Genomic DNA, 20,903 nt, shown 5'->3' on the forward strand with positions numbered 1-20,903 from the left:
ACCAGCAGCATCACGCAACACAGAACGGGCAATAGTTTTTTCATGTTTTCTCCTGATTGGTTTTAGTTGGGGTTTATGTGGATATAATGGTCCAGGCGCTGAACTCAACCCCGCTTCGTTTGTAAAATGCTTGCATTTCTCAGTGCATGCTTTGCTTCCCCTTCTCTTACATCAGGCTTGTCCTAATTTATCCAAGAGAAGGGGACAGAGGGGATGAGTTGGAAAGAAAAATATTGTTGGTTTCTAACAACTATTCATTTCGGCCTTGCCTGACCACCGGCCCCGGCCACAGAAATCTCTTCAGGTCAATTTTCCCCTGCAGGCTGAACTCCACCCCCTCGCTTTCCAGCATGGCCCGCTGTTCCTCGCAGCCCTGTCCGGGCTGTAATGAGATGGTTCCCCGGCTGTTGATCACCCGGTGCCAGGGAAGCTTTTCCTTGCCCGAGCTGGAATGCAGCAGCCAGACGACCGCCCGGGCGCCTCTGGGATTGCCGGCCAGGGCCGCGATCTGTCCGTAGCAGGCTACTTTGCCGCGGGGGATGCGTTTGATGAGGGAGATTATTTTTTCGGAATATTTGACAGTTTTGTTGAACATCTACTTGCTGTTGATTATTACACTACTAGCATCACTAGCATTATTGATGATTTTTCTAAATTTGCCTGTTTTGCTAAAATATCTATAAACATGCCTTGTAATTGGATGGTAATCGCCTATACTTTTATGAATATCTTTTGCTGTAAAACCAGTAAAAATAATATCGCCATTAAAAATCCACTGCGGTTTATAAGCATATATTCCTGTGGGCGTTATTCGTTTACCTATATTATCTTTTATATCAAGTATATATATGGCCGTACTCGGACCATCACTAAGCTTAATATCATTTGAAAGCGGGTTTGCTATTGAACCAGTATAGACAATTTTTGTACTATCATTCGATAGCAATATTTCACAAGCACTAGACTCACCAATGTTATCAGCAATAAGAGCAAGTGGTTTTTCGTAAATATATTTATTTTCTAAATTTATTAAAAACAACGTATCAAGGTTATGGCAAACAATATATTTATCTGTATACCATGTTGGGGAATAAACATTTTTCGTTATGTTATTTGACAGATCAAACTCGTTTTCACCGCAGGGTGTCACTACTTGAATGCACCACTTCATCTCGCCATAGTGATTATATAATATATATTTACCACTCGGTGACCATTTGGGTCCATAATTATTATCACCTGGCAATGAATCTAAAGTTGTTATTTTTTGAGTCTTAATATCTATTATGCTGATTTTTCGCTCACCTTTTAACCCATATGTTGTAAAAGCCACTTTCTTCCCATCTGGTGAAATATCTGGATCAACCCCTTTACATAAAATTTGCTCAGTGTTGTTGTCTTGGTTTTTTACCCAAATATAATCACCCCTTTGAAACGATATAAGCTGACCATTTGCTGTGCAAAACGCATAGCAAAACAATATTAGATAATAAAAATGTTTCATTACGTTTTTACAATAATTATTGATTTAATATAAATTATAATTGTGAAGCGGCGGCCATCACTGGCCGCCGCTTATGTTTTTTGTTTACGCCTTCTTCTCGTTCTTTTCCAAAATCTGGGTAAACAGCTTCATGAACTCTATTGGCAGCGGGAAGACTATGGTGGAATTCTTCTCCACCGCGATCTCGGTCAAAGTCTGCAGATAGCGCAACTGGACGGTCACCGGTTCCTGCGCCATCACCATGGCCGCGTCCCGCAGCTTGGTCGAGGCCTGGAACTCGCCGTCGGCGTGGATCACCTTGGCCCGGCGTTCGCGCTCGGCTTCGGCCTGCTTGGCCATGGCCCGGCGCATGCCCTCGGGCAGGTCAATGTCCTTGACCTCCACCGCTGAGACCTTGATGCCCCAGGGATCGGTCCGCTCATCGATCACCTTCTGCAGGGTCTGGTTGATCTTCTCCCGGTTGGAGAGCAGTTCATCCAGCTCGTGCTCGCCCAAAATGGAGCGCAGGGTGGTCTGGCCCATCTGGCTGGTGGCGTACATGTAGTCCTCCACCGCGATGATGGCTTTGTCCGGCTGGAACACCTGGAAATACATCACGGCGTTGACCTTTACCGAGACGTTGTCCTTGGTGATCACCTCCTGGACCGGCACGTCCAGGGCGATGGTGCGCAGGGTCACCTTGACCATCTTCTCGAACAGCGGGATCAGGATGATCAGCCCCGGGCCCCGGGTGCCGACGTAGCGGCCCAGCCTAAAGACCACGCCCCGCTCGTATTCCCGCAGGATCTTGAAGGTGTTGAGCACGATGAACAGGATAAAGATGATCAGAACTATGGTACCGGTCATGGCTGGTTCCTCCTTATGTTGGGTTGATTAGATAAGCTGTAAGCTGTATGCTATAGGCTATAAGCTATTGGTTACTTTCAGCGTCATGCCTTTAACTTCCACAACTTTGATCTTGGTGCCTTCCGGTATCTCAGTCTCCGACCAGGCGCTCCAGTGGGTACCGGCCACGAACACTTTACCGCCGTCTTTATTAACCAGGGTCCGGGCATCGCCCTCCTGGCCCAGCAGGCCCTTGTCGCCGGAGAAGGGTTTGGTCCTTAATGTCTTGATGGACAGCCAGATCCCGACGAGGAAGAAGGCCGCGGTCACCAGCACCACCGGGATGATCACCTGGAGCGAGGCCCGCATGGCCGGGTCCGGCGAGTTGAACAGCATTACAGATCCCATGAACATGGATACAATACCTCCTGTGGTCAGGACGCCGTGGGTGGCGGCCTTGACGTCTATGATGAAAAGAACAATGGAAAGCAGTATCAAAAGCATTCCGGCATAATTCACCGACAGGGTCTGAAAGGCGAAGAAGGCCAGGATCAGCGAGATGGCGCCCACCACGCCGGGCAGTATGGCCCCGGGATTGGAGAACTCAAAGTACAGTCCCAGCAGGCCCAGCATGAAGAAGATGTAGGCAAGGTTGGGGTCGGAGATCACCGCCAGCAGCCGGTCCCGCCAGTTCATCTCCATGGTGATCACCCGGGCCGCCCCGGTGCTTAGGGTCACAGTGTCCCGGTCCATCACTATCTGCCGGCCGTCCAAAGAATCCAGCAGGGCGGAGGTGTTGGGGGCCACCAGGTCTATCACTCCGCGCTTTAAGGCTTCGGTCTCGGATAGCGAGACGCTGTGCCGGACGGCGGAGTCGGCCCAGGCGATGTTGCGGCCCCGTTTTTCGGCGATGGAGCGGATGTAGGCCGCGGCGTCGTTGGTGACCTTGCCGGACATGGTGCTGTCCATCTGCCCGCTTTGCCCGATGGAGACCGGGTGGGCCGCCCCGATGCTGGTGCCGGGCGCCATGGCCGCCACGTGGGAGGACAGGGTGATGAAGGCCCCGGCCGAGGCCGCCCGCGATCCCTGGGGCGCTACGAAGACCACCACCGGCACGGTCGAGGCCATGATGCTCTTGATCACCTGGCGCATGGACTGGTCCAGCCCGCCCGGGGTGTCCATCTCTATTATCAGGCATTCGGCCTGTTCCCTTTGGGCCCGCTCAACGGCCTGGACCATGAACTTGGCCGAGGCCGGGCTGACGGCGCTCTCCACCCGGGCGACCAGAACCTGGGAGGCTTCAGTCATCCCGCTAACTAAAATTATCGAAAGAACAAACAAAAATAATTTCTTCATAATATTCTCTCCTCGTGAACACTGAATACTGAAGATAGAATGCCAGCTAAAAGCCGAGATTACAAAACTATTCTGTATTCAATATTCAAAATTCATTCTTCAACCAGGGGCATGAGGATCAGTACTGGAAATGTTTGATCTTCTCGCCCATCTTGCCGATCTCGGTCATGCTCTCGATCCCGATGTCCAGATGCAGTTTGCTGAATTTCTTGGTGACCTCCCGGTCGCTCCGGTCGGTCTTGATGCCGTGGGGCACCATCGGCACGTCGGAGACCAGCAGCAGGGCGCCCCGGGCGATCTGGTTGGCGTGGCCCACTATGAACAGGGTGGCGGTCTCCATGTCGATGGCGATGGCCGTCAGTTTCTTCAGGTATTTCTTGTAGGGTTCGTCCCATTCCCAGACCCGGCGGTTGGTGGTGTAGATCACCCCGGTGCGGTATTCCAGACAGCGTTTTTTTAATTTATCCGAGACGAATTTGTGCAGTTTAAAGGAGGGCAGGGCCGGAACCTCGGGCGGCAGGTAGTCATTGCCGGTGCCCTCGCCCCGGATGGCCCCGATGGGCAGGATGAAATGCCCCAGCTCGGAGGTCTTTTTAAGCCCCCCGCATTTTCCCAGGAACAGCACCCCTTTGGGGTGCCGGGCCACCAGCAGGTCCATGATGGTGGCGATGTTGGGGCTGCCCATCCGGATGTTGACTATGGACAGGCCCTGGTTGTTGGTGGCCGCCTGCATGGGCCGGCCATGTCCCTTGATCTCGCAGTTGAAGCGCTCGGCGAACCTTTCCAGGTAGTCGTCGAAGTTGGTCAGCAGGATGTAATCGCCGAACTGGTCGATCTCCATTCCGGTGTAGCGGGGCAGCCAGTTGCGGGCGATGTCTAATTTTGTCTTCATGTTATCCTTCCGGCCACAGAGCGTAGCACTGCGCTTGTCAAAGTGACACTGAAACAAAGAGGGTTATTCTGCCTTCGTTTTCATATTTTTGCCTTTATTTGGTGATCCCCCGCTCCGAGGCTTCTATGAACTCCACCATGTGCTTTACCTCCGGGGTCATCTCCATTTCTTCCTTTATCCGGGTCAGGGCCTGGGTGGTGTTCAGGTTTGAACGAAAGATGATGCGGTAGGCCTTTTCCATCATGTCCCTTTGCTCCTGGGTAAAGCCCCGCCGGGACAGCCCCAGGGTGTTCAGCCCGAACATCTTCAATGGGTTGCCAAAGGCTTTGGAATAGGGCAGGACATCCTTCTGAACAGCCGAGGCCCCGCCCACGATGGTGTGGCAGCCCACCCGGGAGAACTGGTGGACCGGGGTCAGCCCGCCGATGATGGCAAAGTCCTCTATTATGGTATGCCCGGCCAAAGTGGCCGAGTTGGCCAGGATCACATTATCGCCCACTGTGCACTCGTGGGCCACGTGGGAGTAGGCCATCAGCAGACAGTTGCTGCCGATTTTCGTCACCTGGCCCTCGATAGTGGAAAGGGTGATGGTGGCGAACTCCCGCACCACGGTCTTGTCGCCGATGACCACCTTGGTCCTGGCGCCCCGGTATTTAAGGTCCTGGGTGTCGCTGCCGATGGAGGCTCCGTGCCAGACCCGGCAGTCCCGGCCCAGCTCGGTCCATTTGTGGATGGCCACCGAGTCTCCGATGACGCAGTTGTCGCCCAGCACGCACTCCGGGCCGATGATGGTGAAGGGGCCGACCGTGACGTTGCCGCCCAGGCGGGCGGTAGGGTCGATGATGGCGGTGGGATGGATCTGATTAGGCATGGGCTAAATGAAGTAAAGGTTGTAAAGGTGGTAAAGGATGTAGAGGTGGTAAAGGGTCTAAAGGTTGTAAATGTTGTAAAGGTTGGAAAGGAGGTAAAAGATATAAATGTCAGGCTTGGTTTAGGCTCAGGCGAAGCCGATGCAGAAGAAACCCGACCTCATTGGCCTGGGTCATCAGTTGTCCGTGTTTTTCCCCGGTGATATAACCAAGATCCTTGCTGAGGATCAGAAAATATTTGATCTCTTCCAGGGAACCTTCGGAAATGGTCAGGAACCGGCGGAATTCTGCGCGGCTTTTCTTGGAACCCTCGGCTATGTTGGCTGCAATGGACATGGCCGCCCGCCTTACCTGCGGGGTCAAGCTGAATAACTCGTCTTTGGGGAAACTTTTAGTGGTTTTGCATAACTCCAGCACCAAGGCATGGGCTCTTTGCCAGACCAACAGGTTGGTGAATTTAGGGGAACTATTGGGCATAACAACCTTTCAGTCATTTACTGCTTTTCCGGCATTTACATCCCGCCGCAGCTCACTCTTTTATCTTATCGTTGATCATCTTTTCAATCTCGTTCAACTTGTTCAACGGGACCGAATTTAAAATCTTAGTCAGGTTGACGACGGTTTCATTCCGTTTAAGGCTTATCAACGGGTGGGTTTCGTCTTTCGAATCTTTCTTGTCAGGCGTCCAGACCAACAAGTCGTTGGGCGTGCATTGCAACAGCTCACATAACCTTTCGACCGCTTTCAAATTAAGGGAAGCAATGCGGCTGTTGACGATCCTGGTGGCACAATTGCCGGAGTAACCAAGATTTACCAGATAGCTGAAAGGTTTGTCTATCCCGCGAGCCTTGAATATGCGGCTAAAGTTGAAGGTTAGCATGGTTCTGTCGTTTGTTTTATGGTTGCGGGAGGTAAAAACATAAAAATTATCGTTGCTTTACGGAATAAACATGCTTAAGTGCAAAATAAACTCGTTTGTTGTCAAAATACCATCGTTTTATTAGAAAATAAATATGCTTGTTTAAAAGGAGGTGGTCATTTAATACAAAAACAGGTCATTTGTTAATAAAAACAAACCACTTATTTACAGAAGTAAGTCGCTTATTTATAAAACTACCATGTCGTAAAATAAAGAACGGATGGCAGTTTGTTGCCAACTTGTCAAAAGGCAAACAAAAGCTTTGTTATTTGATAACGGCTGCGGTATGTTTTTGTTGCCGATTTCAAAGCACTGTCCGGTCAAGTTATACAAAGGTTTATTAGATGCAGAAACGCTAAAACCTGCACTATCAAGGCAATAAAATATACCGCCTGTTATCGGCTGCCTTTCTGTTCCCCCACAGATATTTCGTGTCAATCAATCATGATATTTTGCTATTGCAACACTGACATTGTCAATGCCACCATGTTTGTTTGCAAGTGAAATCAAGGCATTCGCACTTTTATAAATGTTACCGTTCATGGTTTTTGAAATCTCTTTGTCGTTAAGCATCCGATACAAACCGTCAGTACAAAGCAATAACGTTGCGTCTTTTAAATCTTGTTTAAAAAAGTCTGGTTTAACTTCCTCTGTCAAACCTAGTGCTTTTGTAAGAAGGTTTTCCCGAGGATGATTTAGTGCTTGTTCCTTTGTAATCATATTACCATCTAACATTTCCTGAACAACAGAATGGTCTTTTGTAATTTGTATGATTGATTTTTTATTTTTCAAATATGCACGAGAATCGCCAATATTGACAACATAAGCAAAGTTATTAGCAATTATCGCTCCTACTAATGTCGTGCCTATTCGATTTGATTGGTTCTTGGATATTAACCAAACTTCTTTATTAGCTGTTTCAACCGCTTTTGACAAAATCTCTTCAAATTTAATATCTATATTGTCTGCTGTATTTATCAAAATATTCTCGGCAACATCAATTATGAATTTTTTTGCTGCAATCTCGGATGCAACTTCACCCATTTCGTGCCCCCCCATGCCATCAGCAACAGCAAGTACTCCATAACTAATTCCATTTCTAAAACTTTGAGAATTAATAAACGAAGAAGCGACGCTGTCTTCATTGGTCGTTCTTTCTTTTCCAATGTCAGTTTTTGTATAAAGTATAATCGTTTGCATTTTTTTATTTATATGTTTCACATTGATTTATAAATTGCAGTTACTGCCGTTTTTACCTGGCTAATTGTTTGATAGCGGTTGATCTGGCTGTACGCCATCATTTTCAGAATTGCATTATCAAGTTGAGATGAAATTGAAGCGTGATTTTGAGAAGATGGGGCAGGAATGTTAAAACTTTGGCCAGCATTATTATAGACCTGTGGCAATTTACCTGTCATCATTTCATAAAATATTACACCTAACGAATAAATATCTGTTCTTCCGTCAACTGCAGCATTAGCAAACCATTGTTCTGGCGAACAATAACCTGGAGTTCCTATTCCACCTACAGTCAAACCGATTGATGTCCTATTTATATCTTTACCTATTCCCCAGTCTGCAACTTTAATGTGATTATGTTGTGCTGTGGTAAATAATAAATTTGCAGGTTTTAAATCTCTATGATATGTTCCTTTTAAGTGTGCATATTCAATGGCATCGATTATGGGCAACATTACCGTATCTAAAGTCCATTTTTGTGAAAAAAGCCCCTTCTGAATATTAAACATATTTGACATTTTTGTTTTCAATGAACCTCCAGCCATAAATTCCATAACATAGAATGGACCTGTATGAGGAGGATTCCCATTTATGTTTGAATCGTAAATCTTTATGATGTGGTTATGAGTGAAGTTTTGTAGAATGTCGATTTCACGTTTAAATCTTATAACATTAGACTGATGCAAGCTCTTAAGTTCTTTTAATGCTCCCTGTTGCCCAGTTGTAGATTTAACTTCATGCACTTTGCCGAAGCCTCCTTGGTCAATAGTATTGACGATGTTCCATGTTGCCATATATCTCCCTTTTTACAAAGATAAAACTTAATTGTGTATTTAGTTTTAGTCTTTAGGTTAATTAATTGTTTCACTGTTATTTTATAAGGTTGCCGATAACGTTTGCGGTTTTGCGAAGTGTTGGTGGCATTGGGGTGAGCATAGCGAGACGCAAACCCGTTAGTTATGCGATGCCACCTCATTTTATTTTGAAAATGTTCCTTAAATCAGCCTTAATATGCTTGTGAATGGCGCACAGAGGACACTTTTTTGCCCCTTTCTTTTCGGATGGTTTGTAACTGTTCACGCTCGGTTTAAAGAAATGGACAGCAAGACATTCTAACTTAGGCGTATGACTTTTCGTTTTGGCTGGATAGACGTCAACGCGAGTTACTTTGCACCATTTTTGAATAAAGTGTGCTGAAGGACGAGAGCCGCCGTTTCCCGTTCTCCCAACGTAAATACATTTTCTGTTATTCCAGAACACATAAACGAGTTCGTTCTGATTTGAAAACGTTTTTGTAAACCATTCTTCAAACAGGCGTTTCTGCTCCTTCCATCCTCTTCCAATTATTTTCCTACCTTTTTTTGAACCAGCATTTTCGATAAACTCCTTTTTAGCTAATCCTTTTACCAAAATTGTTGAAGCCAAATCTTGTAGCTCCCCAATAGCTCTATCAATTTTTTTTCTAGTTATTTGAGGTTTGGGCCCAACTCTTTTAAGACCTAGCTTTGATCGTAAGGTATGAGTTCTCTCAAGAAATAGTCTGTTCAATTTTCTTTCAAAAGCAGTCAAGTGCGCCATTTTATTCTCCTGTTTACGATGTGGCGGTATCGCCTAACTATTGGGTTTGCGAAGACGTTGCGCAAACCCGCCGCCAGCGTCAGGATTTGTGCAACGGTTACGTATAATTTATCAGTTAATTTTCCGGTCCACCACCGCCGCGGTCAGCTCGGCCTCGCAGACCACCTGGCCGTCCACCAGGGCCTTGCCCTCCATCTTGCAGATGCCCCGCTTAAAGGAGACCAGGTCCAGCTCGAACCTCAGCTGGTCGCCGGGCATCACCGGCTTGCGGAAGCGCACCTTGTCGATGGCCGCAAAGTAGAGCAGTTTCTGGTGATAGTTCTCCACCGAGTGCAGCACCATGAAAGCCCCGGTCTGGGCCAGGGCCTCCACTATCAGCACTCCGGGGAACACCGGGTGGTCCGGGAAATGCCCCTGAAAGAACGGCTCGTTGATGGTGACGTTCTTAAGACCCACCACCCGCTTGCCCTCCTCCAGTTCCAGGATCCTATCCACCATCAAAAAGGGATAGCGGTGGGGCAGCATCCCGGCGATGGCATTGATGTCGAACACCGGACCCTTCTTCTGGCGTTCCACCTCGTCGTAGACCTTCTTCAGCTCCTGTACCAGCTTCACATTGGAGCGGTGGCCGGATTTGATGGAGATAACGTGGGCCCGCAGCGGCCGGCCCAGCAGGGTCAGGTCGCCCAGCAGGTCCAGGATCTTGTGCCGCACGAACTCGTCGGGGTAGCGCAAGGGCTCCTTGTTCTCTATCCCCTTTTCCCCGATCACCACCGCCGACTGCAGGCTGCCGCCCTTGATCAGGCCCTGGGCCCTCAAATGCTCCACGTCCCGGGCCAGGCAGAAGGTGCGGGCGTCGGCCAGCTCCTTGTCAAAGGTCTCCCCGCTGATGGGGAAGGAGGCGTACTGGCTGCGCAGGATATGGTGCTCAAAGTCGATGGTAAAGCTGATCCTCAGCTCGTTGCTGGGGCTGGCCACCAGCTGGACGCTGCCGTCGTTGACCGAGACCACCTTGGGCAGGTCAAAATACTGCCGGGGGGCGTCCAGCTCCACCGTGCCGGCCTTTTTCAGGATGTCCAAAAAGGGGCGGGAGGAGCCGTCGCCGATGGGCGGCTCGTTGTTGTCCATCTCCACCCGGATGTTGTCTATCTCCAGCGAGGCGATGGCCGCCAGCACGTGCTCCACGGTGTGGGCCTTCACCATCTGGCCGTTAAAATCCCTGCCCAAAGTGGTGCCCCGGGCGGTCTCCACCACGTACTCGATCAGGGCCGGGATCTCCGGGCTCTGGGGAATATCGGTGCGGATGAAGCGGATCCCGGTATCGGCCGGAGCGGGCTTAAAGGTGAGGTTGGTCATGTTGCCGGTGTGGACCCCGACCCCGGAAAAACGGACCTCGCTGACTATTGTTTTCTGCAGTTTGGGCATGGGGAATCGTCTCCAAAAAATGAATTGAGTGAAATACAATAATACCCCAAAACTCAGGGGTTGTCAAATGATTTTAGCATTTATTAGCTTGACAAAGACTGGTTTGTAAATTACAATAAATATCACAGGGTTTTACTGGCAAGGAGAACATTTTAAACACCATAAACATTCTAAGGGAAAAATGAAAAAGACCTTTTTCTTGCTGTTGGCTTCCGCTGCTTTCCTGGCCGGCTGCCGGGGTTCAAATCCAAAGGATCCCGAAGCCCTTCCCGCGGCCGTGACCACGGCCAAAGCCGTCCTAAAGGAGATAACGACGGTGGTCGATGTTTCCGGCAAAATGTGGCCCCAAAGCCAGATCCAGGTATTTGCCCTGGTGCCGGGCAAGGTCCAGGAGGTTTTGGCCGGAGAGGGCGACCGGGTAAAGAAAGGCGCGGTGCTGGCCCGGGTCCGGCAGGAAGCCCCGGGCAGCGACTTCAAGCCCAGCCCGGTGGCGGCCCCTTTGGCCGGAGTGGTGCTCCGTAAAATGGTGGAACCAGGGGCCATGGTCACCCCCCAGACCCCGCTGTTTGAAATGGCGGACCTGAGCTGCCTTACCTTTAAGGGGCAGGTGTTTGGCGAGGACATAAAAATAATAAGGCCGGGACAGAGGATGATGATCACCGGCAGCGGGCAGGATACCTTGGTGGGCCTGACCGTCTCCAAATTGGCGCCCCAGCTGGACCCGGCCACCGGCGGGCTGACCATCGAAGCTTCGATCTGCCTTTACAAGAACGCCCTGCTTCCGGGACAGGCGGTGGAGGGACACGTGGTGACCGGCGTTTCCAGGGGGCTGATCGTCCCCCGTTCCTCGGTGGTCCGGGACAGCCTGGGCCGGGACGGGGTCTTTACCCTGTCCGGCAATACCGCAGACTTTGTCCCGGTGAAAATAACAACCCGCTCCCCGGATCATTTCACGGTGGAAGGGTTGACCCCAGGCCAGGAAATAGTGTTTGAAGGGGCCTCGGGACTGAACGACGGACAAAAGATCAGGATCGTTGACCGGCAGTAAGCGTTCTGAAAAGCCGGGAAAATTTTCCCGGCCACCATCTTTTTAGGAGCGGACGGGATGAATTTCATTGAACTGGCCATCAAAAGATACGTGGGCACCTTCCTGATCTTCGGGATGCTGGCGGTGCTGGGCCTGCTGGCGGTGACCAGCCTGCCGGTCTCGTATTATCCCGAGTTCTCGGTGCCGGTGGCTTTTGTCCAGACCGCCTATCCCGGGGCGGGTCCGGAGTCGGTGGAGTCCGAGGTCACCAAACCTCTGGAGGAGGCCATCTCCGGCATCTCCGGCCTGGACCAGATCCAGTCCACCAGCCGGGAGGGTTTTTCTTTGATCCAGGTCTCGTACGCCTTCGGGGTGGACATCGCTGAAAAAAAGAGGGAGCTGCAGGAAAAGCTGGACCAGGCCAAACCATTCCTGCCCCGCGAAGCCAAGACGCCGGTCACCATCACCATCAACGATTTTCTGGCACCGCCGATAGAACTGGCGGTCACTTCCAAAACCCGGACACTGGGCGAGCTGAAACTGCTGGTGGAAAAAAGGATCGCTCCGGCCCTGACCCGGCTTAAGGGGGTGGCCGCCGCCAAGGTCACCGGCGGAGCGGACCTGGTGGTCAAGATCGAGGCCGATCCCCTGGCCCTGCGCCAGGCCGGGCTGAACCTCAGCCAGTTGGCGGCGGCGGTGGCTTCAGGCAACACCGATTTTCCCATCGGGGACATCTCGGGCGCTGCAAACTCATTCACCCTGCGCCTGGCCGGAAAATACCAGGCGGTGGAGGATGTCCGCCGCCTTTACCTGTCCACTGCCCAGGGCAAGCCGGTCCGGCTGGGTGACATCGCCAAAGTTTCGCTGCTGCAAAAGACCCAGGCCCGCTTCGCCCGGCTCAACGGCCGGGAGACCGTGGGGATACTGGTGCGCAAGCCCTCCGGCGGGAACTCCATCCTGGTGGCCTCGGGGGTCAAGCAATGGCTCAGGGAGAACCGGTCCTCGCTGCCGGAAGATATCCGGATAGAAGTGGTCAGCGACGAGTCGGTGGTGATAGGCGAAGCCATCAACAGCGTGGCCCTGTCCCTGCTGCTGGGGGCGCTGCTGGCGGTGGTGGTGATATTCCTATTCCTGGGCAGCATCCGCAACACCCTGGTGATAGCCCTGTCCATCCCGGTGACGGTGGTGGTCACCTTTCTTTTGATGAGGGTCTTCAACCTGTCCTGGAACACCATCTCGCTGGGCGGGCTGGGGCTGGCGGTGGGGATGGTGGTGGATGCGGCCATCGTGGTGATGGAAAACACCTTCCGCCATTTGAAGGAGGGCGACCTGCCGGGCAGCCGGCTGGAGGTGGCGGTGGCCTCGACCCGCCAGGTGGCCCTGGCCATCAGCGCCTCCACCCTGACCACCATCGTGGTCTTTCTGCCCCTGGCCTTTACCCAGGGCCTGGCCCAGGTGCTGCTGGGAGAGCTTTCGCTGGTGGTGGTCTTTGCCCTGGCCCTTTCCATAATCGTGGCCGTGACCCTGGTCCCGGTGCTTTCATATTTCCTGATCAGAATAGAATACAAGCCCAGCCTGTTCTCGCAGTGGTTCCAGCAGGCCGAGCAGGCTTTTAGGGAAAAGCTGGTCAAACTTTTAAGCTGGGCGCTGGCCCACCGCTGGACCACGGTGTCTGGTTTCGTCCTGGCCGCTGTCCTGGCTTTGCTGCTGGCCGGGCTCCTGCCCACCGGGCTTTTGCCCAACTCCGACCAGGGCCAATTCCAGGTAACTTTGGACTATCCCCTGGGCACGCCGGTAGGCTACACCGACGGCCAGGTGCAGAAACTGGAATCATGGCTGTCGGCCCAGCCCTCGGTCAGGGCGGTATCCACAATAGTGGGCGAGGACCCGCTGTTCGGGGCGGTCCAGCCCTATCACGCCGTGATCAACGTCTTCACCGACCGCACCCGGCCCACCCTGGAGCTGATGTCCCAGACCAGGAGACGGCTCAGCGATCTTCCCGGGGCCGCCTCGCTGGTGCGGATAATAGACGCCACCGCCGGGGTCGACCGCAACGATGTGGACGTCAGCATCATCGGGCAGGATCTGGACACCCTGAGGATGCTGGGCGACAGGCTGGCCCGGGCCCTGCGGGCCGAGCCGGGGATGGTCAACATCAAAAGCAACCTGCAGCGGGGACTGCCGGCCTATGTCTTCATTCCGGACCGTCAGAAGCTGAGCGCGGCCGGGCTGAACCCCCTGATCCTGGCCCAGCTGCTGCGGGCCGGCAAAAGCGGCCAGGTGGCCACCACCCTGCGGCAGGGCGACCTGGACATAGACCTGGAGGTCTCCTTCCTGGGAGCCGAGACCGCCGGGCTGGCCCAGATGGAGGGCTATCCCGTGGCCACCCCCTTCAGCGGGACGGTTCCCCTTAAGGCCCTGGGCACATTCCGGGAGGGCGAGTCTCCGGCCGAGATCAACCGCATCAACCAGCGCCGCACCGCCAGCGTTACCGGGGAGTTCGCTCCCGGCGCCAGCAAGCGAAAACTGACGGCCCGGCTGGACCGGATAATTTCCGGCCTGAACCTGCCCCGGGAATACCAGGCCGAAAAGCGCGGGGCCCAGAAGGCCATCGCCCAAAGTTTCGGGACCCTGGGTATCGCCCTGCTGATATCTGTGTTCCTGGTTTACATAGTGATCGGCGTCCAGTTCAACAGCTTCATCATCCCCTTCATCATCACCCTGTCCATCCCCTTCTCCTTTCCGGGGGCGGTGGCCGGCCTGCTGGTCTCGGGACAGGCCCTTAACCTTCCGTCATTCCTGGGGATCATCATGCTGGGCGGGATAGTGGTCAACAACGGCATCATCCTGCTGGACTTCATAATCGAAAACCGCCGCCGGGGCCGGGAGCGCAACAGCTCCATCATAGAATCGGTCCGGGTCCGGTTCCGGCCGATCCTGATGACCACCCTGACCACCATCCTGGGCATGCTGTTCCTGGCCCTGGATATCGGCGGCGGGGGCGAGGCCCTTTCGCCCCTGGCCAACGCGGTGATGGGAGGGCTGTCATACAGTCTGCTGGTTTCGCTGATCCTGGTGCCGGTGGTCTACACTTTGTTTGACGACCTGATGTGCCGGTTCAACAAGGCCTGCCTGCCGTCCCGGGCGGGGGAGGGAAACTGAGCCTGGTCATTATAACATGAGGTTTTTCCGGAGCAGACAGGAGCAGCATGATTTAAATATTAATACTTGAGCAAATGATTATTCCATCAGCTCAGGAGACATGGAGAACAATAGGTACCAACCCCGGTTGTCGCGTTAAGAACCATCAGTGAGCATCGCAGTTGATGGCGGTTAATAGCTTGTCTGCGCCTGTTTGAGGGCTTGGCAAAAGACCGAGTTCAGACAAGCCCGCCGTCAGCGAGAAGCGCAGCGCCCGGATGGTTCTTTGCGACGAGCTTTTTTCTTTTTGGTTCTTTTTCTTAGTTGGCGGAACAAAAAAGAAAAAGAACATATATGAGCCAATATCTGTATTTTTACCTAACCAGCCATATTCCTTCTACTTTTCCGGAACAAGTCATAGTTACCCCAAATATAATTTAGCAGACAACTCGATGAACGATACCAGACAGACATTACCTTCCTCCTGCGGCTCCTGCTGCACCAAGCTGGTGCGGGTGGGCGTCAAGCTGGGCAATAACGTGGTGCTGGAGGACATCAACCTGCACCTGCACTGCGGCCAGCTGACCGCCATCGTCGGACCCAACGGCGCCGGCAAGAGCACTTTGCTCAGGACCATTCTGGGCGAGGTCCCCCATGCCGGACACGTCCATTTCCTGGATTCCGGCAAAAAGCGTCCCGACAAGCCCTTCATCGGCTATGTGCCCCAGCGGCTGGAGTTCGACCCCTCGGCCCCGCTGACGGTGGCCGACCTGTTCGGCGCGGCCCTGCAAAAACGCCCGGCCTGGATGGGCCTGTCTCGCGACCAGCGTAATATTGTAGAGGAGGCGCTGGACACGGCCGGGGCCGGGCACCTGCTTAACCGCAAGCTGGGACAGCTTTCCGGCGGCGAACTGCAGCGGGTGATGCTGGCTTTGGCCTTGACCCCGCTGCCCGACCTGCTGCTGTTGGACGAGCCGGTCTCCGGGGTGGACATGGCCGGGGTGGACGCCTTCTACGAAATGGTCTCGCAGCTTCGGAAACGCTACCATCTATCCATCATCCTGGTCACCCACGACCTGGCGGCGGTGGCAGGGTTTGCCGACCGGATGATATTCCTGAATAAAAGAATAATCGCCCAGGGCTCGCCGGCCCAGGTGCTGGGTCATCCCCTGGTCCAGCAGATCTTCGGGCGGCTGAAACCGGAGTTGAAGCAGGCGGTCCCGGAAACTCCCGAAAGTGTTCCCCATGACTGCATCGCCTGCGAGCTGGAGGTGAAGCCATGATGAACTTCTGGCAGCAAATGATAGGGCTGCTGCCCTTTGAATGGGCAAAATTCGCCTTCATGCAGAACGCTTTGCTTGCGGCCCTGCTGGCCTCGCTGCTTTTGGGGGTGCTGGGCACCATGGTCATCAGCCGGCAGATGGCCTTCTTCTCCGACGCCGTCGGGCATGCCGCCCTTACCGGGGTGGCCATCGGCGCGCTGCTGGGGCTGGGCGACCCGCTGTGGGCCATGCTGATCTTCTCCGCCCTGCTGGCCCTGTCCTTCAGCTTCTTAAGGCAGCGCACCAAGGCCTCGGCCGACACCGTGATCGGGCTGATCATGTCCTTTGCCGTGGCTTTGGGCATAGTGATCCTGTCCCGGAGGGGCGGGTTCAGCCGGTATTCCCAGTACCTGATCGGGGACATCCTGAGCGTGGGCCCGGCCGACATCGCCAAACTGCTGGTACTGCTGGCGGCGGTGGCCGGATTCTGGGTGTTCTATTTCAACCAGATAATGCTGCTGAGCCTCAGCCCCTCGCTGGCCAAAAGCCGCCGGATCAACACCGGGCTGGCCGAGGCGGCCTTCTCGGTGATGACCGCCCTGGTGGTGACCGTGGCCATCCAGTGGGTGGGCCTGCTGGTGATCAACGCCCTGCTGATACTGCCGGCCGCGTCCGCCCGCAACCTGGCCGGCAACATGAGGCAGTACCTGTGGCTTGCGGCGGGCTTCGGCCTGGCGGCCGCGCTGACAGGGCTGATCGCCTCGTACTACTGGGCCACCGCCTCCGGGGCCACCATGGTGCTGGCGGCCATGGCGATCTATCTGGCGACCCTGGTGTTTAAAAGGAAATAAAAATCAACACAACAATACTGGTTACTCATGAAAAGAACATTTTTCTCATTACTGGTCTTACTGCCGCTTCTCTGGTCCGCGGCGGCACTGGCCGGAGATCAATGTGCCCAATGCCGGAAGTTGATAACCTCCAAAGACAGTTACATTGAGCATGAAGGCAAGAGCTATTGCTCCCAAAAGTGCTTTGCCCAGGCCATGCCCAAGTGCGCCGCCTGCGGAAAGTCCATCGCCGAGGGCAAGGGGCTGGCGGGAGGATATGTCTATACCAAGGACAAGTATTTCTGCTCCGATGAATGCTTCCAGAAATCCCTGCCCCTCTGCGCGGTCTGCGGGAAACGGGTCCAGGGGGGCTTAAGGGACCAGCAGGACAAGAGCAAGCTCTATTGTTCCCAGGAATGCTACCGGACCACTCTGCCCAAATGCACGCTGTGCGGTGCCGTCATGCAGTCCTGGACCGAGATCGAGGGAGCAAAGTTCTGCAATCAGTGCGCCAAGCTGCCGGAATGTTTCAACTGCCAGATGCCAGGGGCCGGCCGGGAAGGCAAGGACGGCCGCCGCTGGTGCGATTCCTGCATGGCGCTGGCGGTGATGGATCAGACTGCGGCCCAGCAAATGTTCGATCAGGTGCGCCGGGACATCAAGCAGCACCTGAATATCTTCACCGGGGATACCATCGCCTTTCATATGGTGGACGCCGACAGTCTGGGCCTTTTGCTGGGGCACAAGAATTTTGCCGAAAGGGGCTTTTACCGCTATAATATCCAATACAAGGTGAACAAGAAAAAAGAAAAAAAGGTGACCCGGGAATTGTTTGACATTTTCCTGCTCTCCGGCCTATCCCCGGAGAACTTCAGGGATGTGGCGGCTCACGAGTTGGGGCATGACATCAACTACCGTTATTTTCCCAAGGTCCAGGGCCAAAGGGAGGTGGAGGGTTTTGCCGAATACGTTTCGGCTTTGATGAACCAGTACTGGGGCCAGGAAAAGGTCAACGAAAGCAAGATCAGAAACCAGCAAAAGGAATATGCCGAGGCCTACAAGTATTTTCTAAAACTGGGAGAAAAGGGCGGACTGAAGGCGGTGTGGGAACACATGGAACGGAAGAACAAATCCGGCAAGTAAGTTAAGAACAAGAGAACAGAAAAGCCCCGCCAGCGGCGGGGCTTTTCAATATCTTTAAAATTATATCCGGCATAAAACAAAAGCGCCCCGAGGGGGCGCTTTTGAAACTGTGTTAAGAAAACTCAGTTATTTCTTTTTCTTCTTGGCGGCTTTCTTCTTGGCTGGCATGATTAAACCTCCTTTCTTACCGGAATTCCTCCGGTACTTAAAATTGTGGTTTGTTCTGTTAGCAAGCCAGATAATTTATGCCGATCTTTTACTTCTTCTTAGCAACCTTCTTGACGACCTTCTTCACTGCCTTCTTCACGACCTTCTTGGCGGGTTTTTTTGCGCAAGCCATTATTTTCACCTCCTTAAGAATCAAAGTATTAGTAACTTGTGTTAATTAAGTACAAATATACAACATATTGTATATTTGTCAAGAAAAAAAATAAAAATATTTTTCAGTGGATAACTTTTGTTACATTGCAAAAAAATGAAAGTATTGTAAAACCCTTTAAAATCAATGGTCTTAGAGTATTAATTAATGAATATTTACCTATAGTAAAAAAAATATCCACAACACAATGGGTAGTGTTGTGGATAACTAATTTACTGTTTTTTCAAAGATTTTTTAGGAAATACGCTGGAAACATCAAAAGACAAGGGTTTCAAGAAGGTCGCTGTTGAAAAAATTGTACAAACCGCATAATTACTATTGTTTTCGGATATCGCTTATTTTTAAAATCATAAAAAACCGTTTTTCATCCGGAAAGGGAACCGCCGCTTCCGAAAAAAACGGCTCCCTGAAAATGAGTTTCCACGATCAGGAAAAGGTGTTAATTCTTATTGATGATCTCCCGGTGGGGGAAGGCCGGGCGTATCCCGCGGGCCGTCAGCACCCGCACAATATTCTCATTCAGGTCGGAGAGGCTTTGGAGATATGCTTCGCCCTTGACCCACAGGAAAAGATCCAGCTTGGTGCCGCTTTCCCCGAAGCCCTGAACCACCATGAAGGGGTGGGGATCGGGCAGGGCGTGCTGGTAGCCCCGGGCCTCGTCCAGGATTATTTTCTTTACCAGGGCGATGTCGGCTTCGGGGCCCAGCTTAAAGTTCAGGCAGAGACGCCTGGTCTTGTAGCGGGTAAGGTTCACTATTTTGTTTTTGATCAGGTTCTCGTTGGGTATCCGGACGTAGAGGTTGTCGAAGGTCCGCAGCTTGGTGGACAGCAGGTCGATGGAGGTGACAGTGCCCTGCTGGCCTTCGAAGTCGATCACGTCGTCGATCTCGAAGGGCCGGTCCATCAGCAGGAAGAAGCCGGAGACGATGTTGGCCACCGAGGTCTGGGCGGCGAACCCCAAAGCCACCGACATGATGCCGGCCGCCGCCAGGATGGCGGTCAGCTTGACGTCAAAGATGTCCAGCACCGCCACCAGCACCAGCACTATCACCGCATAGTAGACCACCTTGCCGATCATCATGGCGGTGTGCTTCTCCGATCTTTTGGCGGCGGCCTTCTCGGTCATTCTGGCCAGGGCCTTGGCCACGAAGAAACCGACGGCCAGTGTGATCAGGCCCTTGACGGCCATGCCGGACCGGAGCCACTCGGGAAGTTGTTGGATGAGGTCTTTCATGGGGCTCCTTTTTTGCCACAGAGACACCCTTCGATATACTCAGGGTAAACTCCGGCACAAAGTGTAAATTATGTTGTCGAAAGGAAATAAGTTGTATGAGGCTATGGTTTCTTGTCACAAAAAATGCTTCGAATTGAGTTGAAGGGATGCTAAGTTCCGATGATTATTTCCCATTTCCCAGTTCCTATTTCCAATTTATATGTTTAGTCTATCGATGTAGTACCCTCTTGGCCAGGGCCGTGCCGCCGGCACACCAGTTCACCAGGCGGCTCCACAGGTCCTGCAGCCAGAACCAGGGGGAATCGTGGTCGATCTTGTGTTTGATGTTCCCCAGGATATCCGTGACATAGACCCCGCAGCGGCGCAGGGCGTAATAATCGATGTGGCTGTTCTTAATTCCGGGCGAAAGACTGCAGGCCGAGAGGTAGCCGGCATCCCGGGCGGCCTGCTTTACCGCTTCATTGTAAAGACCGAAGGGATAGGACAGGGTGGTCACCGGCAGGCCCAGGTTCTGCTCCATCACTTTACGGGATCCCGCCAGCTCTTCCCCCAACTGCTCCGGACTTAAAGAACGCAGGTCCCGGTGGGTTTTGGCGTGGGAGCCGAACTCGATCCCGCAGGCTTGCAGCTCCTTCATCTGTTCCCAGCTTAGGTGCCCGAACTTTAATCCGCCCCAGTTGATGTCCCAGTCATTCGTTCTCCCCGCGTAATCCGTTACCACAAAGACGGTGGCGTTGAAACCGTATTCCTTAAGCAATGGAAAGGCGTGCTGGTAAAGCCCGGCATAAGCGTCGTCAAAGGTCAGGCAGAGGTATTTCTTGCCGCCGCCTTCTCCCTGCCGCATCAATTCCACGGCCCGGGACAGTGTAACGCTTTGGTAGCCGTTCCGTTTGAAATAATCCAAGTGCCCGGCAAAACGCTTTGGAGAAATCATGGTTCCTCCCAACTCCAGCCGGGTATCCACCTTATGATAGGCCAGGATGGGAATGGAACCGTTGGCCGGAGGCCCGAAGCGCGCCCGCCAGAAGAGATAGAGCAAAGCCCCGGCCGGGGCGGCGGATACCAGGATCATCAATAAAGTCTGCATATCCTGAATTTTACAGCCTAATGGCTCCGGTTGTCAATTAAAATTTGGGTTATATTTTTTGGCAAAACCCTTGACTTTTTATGCTCTTTGTGAAATAATTCACTTTCTGTGCCCCGAATATACCCGAACGGTCAACGGTTATCTTGTGACCCCGGGTATAAGGGGCCATTGTCCCATTATACGCAATCATTTC

At 52.9% G+C, this 20,903-nt stretch carries 20 protein-coding genes; 5 read left to right on the top strand and 15 right to left on the bottom strand.

All coding sequences use genetic code 11. The features are described 5' to 3' along the window. Positions 1-250: 250 nt before the first annotated feature. From Q7U71_10205 to Q7U71_10260, 12 genes are all read right to left on the bottom strand, one after another. Positions 251-595 (bottom strand): MGMT family protein, encoded by a 345-nt coding sequence (locus Q7U71_10205; GenBank protein MDO9392129.1) that lies wholly within the window; start codon positions 593-595, stop codon positions 251-253. Then, a complete protein-coding gene (locus tag Q7U71_10210; GenBank protein MDO9392130.1) occupies positions 596-1,504 on the bottom strand; it encodes a hypothetical protein in 909 nt (302 codons plus the stop codon). A gap of 84 nt (positions 1,505-1,588) precedes the next feature. Then, positions 1,589-2,350: a slipin family protein gene (locus tag Q7U71_10215; protein MDO9392131.1), complete on the bottom strand. Its 762-nt coding sequence runs from the start codon at positions 2,348-2,350 to the stop codon at positions 1,589-1,591. Positions 2,351-2,407: 57 nt separating this feature from the next. Continuing rightward, entirely contained in the window at positions 2,408-3,685 is a 1,278-nt protein-coding gene (locus Q7U71_10220) for a nodulation protein NfeD (protein ID MDO9392132.1), read from the bottom strand. A gap of 118 nt (positions 3,686-3,803) precedes the next feature. Continuing rightward, on the bottom strand, positions 3,804-4,577 hold the full coding sequence (locus Q7U71_10225) for an AMP nucleosidase (protein MDO9392133.1): 774 nt from the start codon (positions 4,575-4,577) through the stop codon (positions 3,804-3,806). Positions 4,578-4,671: 94 nt separating this feature from the next. Next, positions 4,672-5,448: an acyl-ACP--UDP-N-acetylglucosamine O-acyltransferase gene (gene lpxA, locus Q7U71_10230; GenBank protein MDO9392134.1), complete on the bottom strand. Its 777-nt coding sequence runs from the start codon at positions 5,446-5,448 to the stop codon at positions 4,672-4,674. A 109-nt stretch (positions 5,449-5,557) separates the two neighbouring features. After that, on the bottom strand, positions 5,558-5,923 hold the full coding sequence (locus Q7U71_10235; GenBank protein ID MDO9392135.1) for a four helix bundle protein: 366 nt from the start codon (positions 5,921-5,923) through the stop codon (positions 5,558-5,560). Between the two features lie 52 nt (positions 5,924-5,975). After that, positions 5,976-6,326: a helix-turn-helix transcriptional regulator gene (locus Q7U71_10240; protein MDO9392136.1), complete on the bottom strand. Its 351-nt coding sequence runs from the start codon at positions 6,324-6,326 to the stop codon at positions 5,976-5,978. 477 nt (positions 6,327-6,803) lie between these two features. Then, the gene (locus Q7U71_10245; protein ID MDO9392137.1) at positions 6,804-7,586 is read right to left on the bottom strand and encodes a protein phosphatase 2C domain-containing protein; all 783 of its coding nucleotides are present in this window, start codon (positions 7,584-7,586) and stop codon (positions 6,804-6,806) included. Next, positions 7,583-8,398 (bottom strand): serine/threonine-protein kinase, encoded by an 816-nt coding sequence (locus Q7U71_10250; protein ID MDO9392138.1) that lies wholly within the window; start codon positions 8,396-8,398, stop codon positions 7,583-7,585. Before Q7U71_10250 ends, Q7U71_10245 begins: the two co-directional genes overlap by 4 nt. Positions 8,399-8,576: 178 nt before the next feature. Next, positions 8,577-9,182 carry a hypothetical protein gene (locus tag Q7U71_10255; protein ID MDO9392139.1) on the bottom strand — a complete coding sequence of 202 codons (606 nt, stop codon included), beginning with the start codon at positions 9,180-9,182 and terminating at the stop codon, positions 8,577-8,579. Between the two features lie 111 nt (positions 9,183-9,293). Continuing rightward, the gene (locus tag Q7U71_10260) at positions 9,294-10,607 is read right to left on the bottom strand and encodes a bifunctional UDP-3-O-[3-hydroxymyristoyl] N-acetylglucosamine deacetylase/3-hydroxyacyl-ACP dehydratase (GenBank protein MDO9392140.1); all 1,314 of its coding nucleotides are present in this window, start codon (positions 10,605-10,607) and stop codon (positions 9,294-9,296) included. A gap of 181 nt (positions 10,608-10,788) precedes the next feature. Between Q7U71_10260 and Q7U71_10265 the strand changes: the two genes are divergently transcribed. Beyond that, positions 10,789-11,655 carry an efflux RND transporter periplasmic adaptor subunit gene (locus Q7U71_10265; GenBank protein ID MDO9392141.1) on the top strand — a complete coding sequence of 289 codons (867 nt, stop codon included), beginning with the start codon at positions 10,789-10,791 and terminating at the stop codon, positions 11,653-11,655. Positions 11,656-11,712: 57 nt separating this feature from the next. Next, on the top strand, positions 11,713-14,796 hold the full coding sequence (locus Q7U71_10270; GenBank protein ID MDO9392142.1) for an efflux RND transporter permease subunit: 3,084 nt from the start codon (positions 11,713-11,715) through the stop codon (positions 14,794-14,796). Positions 14,797-14,941: 145 nt separating this feature from the next. Here Q7U71_10270 and Q7U71_10275 read toward each other — a convergent pair whose 3' ends face one another. Next, positions 14,942-15,127, bottom strand: a complete 186-nt coding sequence (locus tag Q7U71_10275; GenBank protein MDO9392143.1) for a hypothetical protein — start codon at positions 15,125-15,127, stop codon at positions 14,942-14,944. A gap of 100 nt (positions 15,128-15,227) precedes the next feature. On the opposite strand from Q7U71_10275, the gene Q7U71_10280 reads away from it, so the two are divergent. The 3 genes from Q7U71_10280 to Q7U71_10290 are packed head-to-tail and all read left to right on the top strand — an operon-like array spanning position 15,228 to position 18,010. After that, positions 15,228-16,058 (top strand): metal ABC transporter ATP-binding protein, encoded by an 831-nt coding sequence (locus Q7U71_10280; protein MDO9392144.1) that lies wholly within the window; start codon positions 15,228-15,230, stop codon positions 16,056-16,058. After that, on the top strand, positions 16,055-16,888 hold the full coding sequence (locus Q7U71_10285) for a metal ABC transporter permease (protein MDO9392145.1): 834 nt from the start codon (positions 16,055-16,057) through the stop codon (positions 16,886-16,888). The genes Q7U71_10280 and Q7U71_10285 overlap by 4 nt, the downstream gene beginning before the upstream one ends. A gap of 27 nt (positions 16,889-16,915) precedes the next feature. Continuing rightward, positions 16,916-18,010 (top strand): hypothetical protein, encoded by a 1,095-nt coding sequence (locus tag Q7U71_10290; protein ID MDO9392146.1) that lies wholly within the window; start codon positions 16,916-16,918, stop codon positions 18,008-18,010. Between the two features lie 818 nt (positions 18,011-18,828). Here the strand turns inward: Q7U71_10290 and Q7U71_10295 are convergent. Together Q7U71_10295 and Q7U71_10300 are read right to left on the bottom strand one after the other, a co-directional pair. Continuing rightward, positions 18,829-19,623 carry a mechanosensitive ion channel family protein gene (locus tag Q7U71_10295; protein ID MDO9392147.1) on the bottom strand — a complete coding sequence of 265 codons (795 nt, stop codon included), beginning with the start codon at positions 19,621-19,623 and terminating at the stop codon, positions 18,829-18,831. Positions 19,624-19,831: 208 nt separating this feature from the next. Continuing rightward, positions 19,832-20,695 (bottom strand): polysaccharide deacetylase family protein, encoded by an 864-nt coding sequence (locus Q7U71_10300; protein MDO9392148.1) that lies wholly within the window; start codon positions 20,693-20,695, stop codon positions 19,832-19,834. Positions 20,696-20,903 lie beyond the last annotated feature (208 nt).

It is taken from the genome of bacterium (genome assembly GCA_030655055.1).
In the GTDB taxonomy this organism is placed as follows: domain Bacteria; phylum Edwardsbacteria; class AC1; order AC1; family EtOH8; genus UBA5202.

Excerpts from the sequence above, each read along its gene's own strand:
- Q7U71_10250 (MDO9392138.1), bottom strand. The coding sequence starts at position 8,398 with ATGGCAACATGGAACATCGTCAATACTATTGACCAAGGAGGCTTCGGC.
- Q7U71_10265 (MDO9392141.1), top strand. The coding sequence starts at position 10,789 with ATGAAAAAGACCTTTTTCTTGCTGTTGGCTTCCGCTGCTTTCCTGGCC.
- Q7U71_10205 (MDO9392129.1), bottom strand. The coding sequence starts at position 595 with ATGTTCAACAAAACTGTCAAATATTCCGAAAAAATAATCTCCCTCATC.
- Q7U71_10240 (MDO9392136.1), bottom strand. The coding sequence starts at position 6,326 with ATGCTAACCTTCAACTTTAGCCGCATATTCAAGGCTCGCGGGATAGAC.
- Q7U71_10280 (MDO9392144.1), top strand. The coding sequence starts at position 15,228 with ATGAACGATACCAGACAGACATTACCTTCCTCCTGCGGCTCCTGCTGC.
- Q7U71_10300 (MDO9392148.1), bottom strand. The coding sequence starts at position 20,695 with ATGATCCTGGTATCCGCCGCCCCGGCCGGGGCTTTGCTCTATCTCTTC.
- Q7U71_10215 (MDO9392131.1), bottom strand. The coding sequence starts at position 2,350 with ATGACCGGTACCATAGTTCTGATCATCTTTATCCTGTTCATCGTGCTC.
- Q7U71_10295 (MDO9392147.1), bottom strand. The coding sequence starts at position 19,623 with ATGAAAGACCTCATCCAACAACTTCCCGAGTGGCTCCGGTCCGGCATG.
- Q7U71_10225 (MDO9392133.1), bottom strand. The coding sequence starts at position 4,577 with ATGAAGACAAAATTAGACATCGCCCGCAACTGGCTGCCCCGCTACACC.
- Q7U71_10255 (MDO9392139.1), bottom strand. The coding sequence starts at position 9,182 with ATGGCGCACTTGACTGCTTTTGAAAGAAAATTGAACAGACTATTTCTT.
- Q7U71_10270 (MDO9392142.1), top strand. The coding sequence starts at position 11,713 with ATGAATTTCATTGAACTGGCCATCAAAAGATACGTGGGCACCTTCCTG.
- lpxA (MDO9392134.1), bottom strand. The coding sequence starts at position 5,448 with ATGCCTAATCAGATCCATCCCACCGCCATCATCGACCCTACCGCCCGC.
- Q7U71_10220 (MDO9392132.1), bottom strand. The coding sequence starts at position 3,685 with ATGAAGAAATTATTTTTGTTTGTTCTTTCGATAATTTTAGTTAGCGGG.
- Q7U71_10235 (MDO9392135.1), bottom strand. The coding sequence starts at position 5,923 with ATGCCCAATAGTTCCCCTAAATTCACCAACCTGTTGGTCTGGCAAAGA.
- Q7U71_10260 (MDO9392140.1), bottom strand. The coding sequence starts at position 10,607 with ATGCCCAAACTGCAGAAAACAATAGTCAGCGAGGTCCGTTTTTCCGGG.
- Q7U71_10290 (MDO9392146.1), top strand. The coding sequence starts at position 16,916 with ATGAAAAGAACATTTTTCTCATTACTGGTCTTACTGCCGCTTCTCTGG.
- Q7U71_10285 (MDO9392145.1), top strand. The coding sequence starts at position 16,055 with ATGATGAACTTCTGGCAGCAAATGATAGGGCTGCTGCCCTTTGAATGG.
- Q7U71_10210 (MDO9392130.1), bottom strand. The coding sequence starts at position 1,504 with ATGAAACATTTTTATTATCTAATATTGTTTTGCTATGCGTTTTGCACA.
- Q7U71_10275 (MDO9392143.1), bottom strand. The coding sequence starts at position 15,127 with ATGTTCTTTTTCTTTTTTGTTCCGCCAACTAAGAAAAAGAACCAAAAA.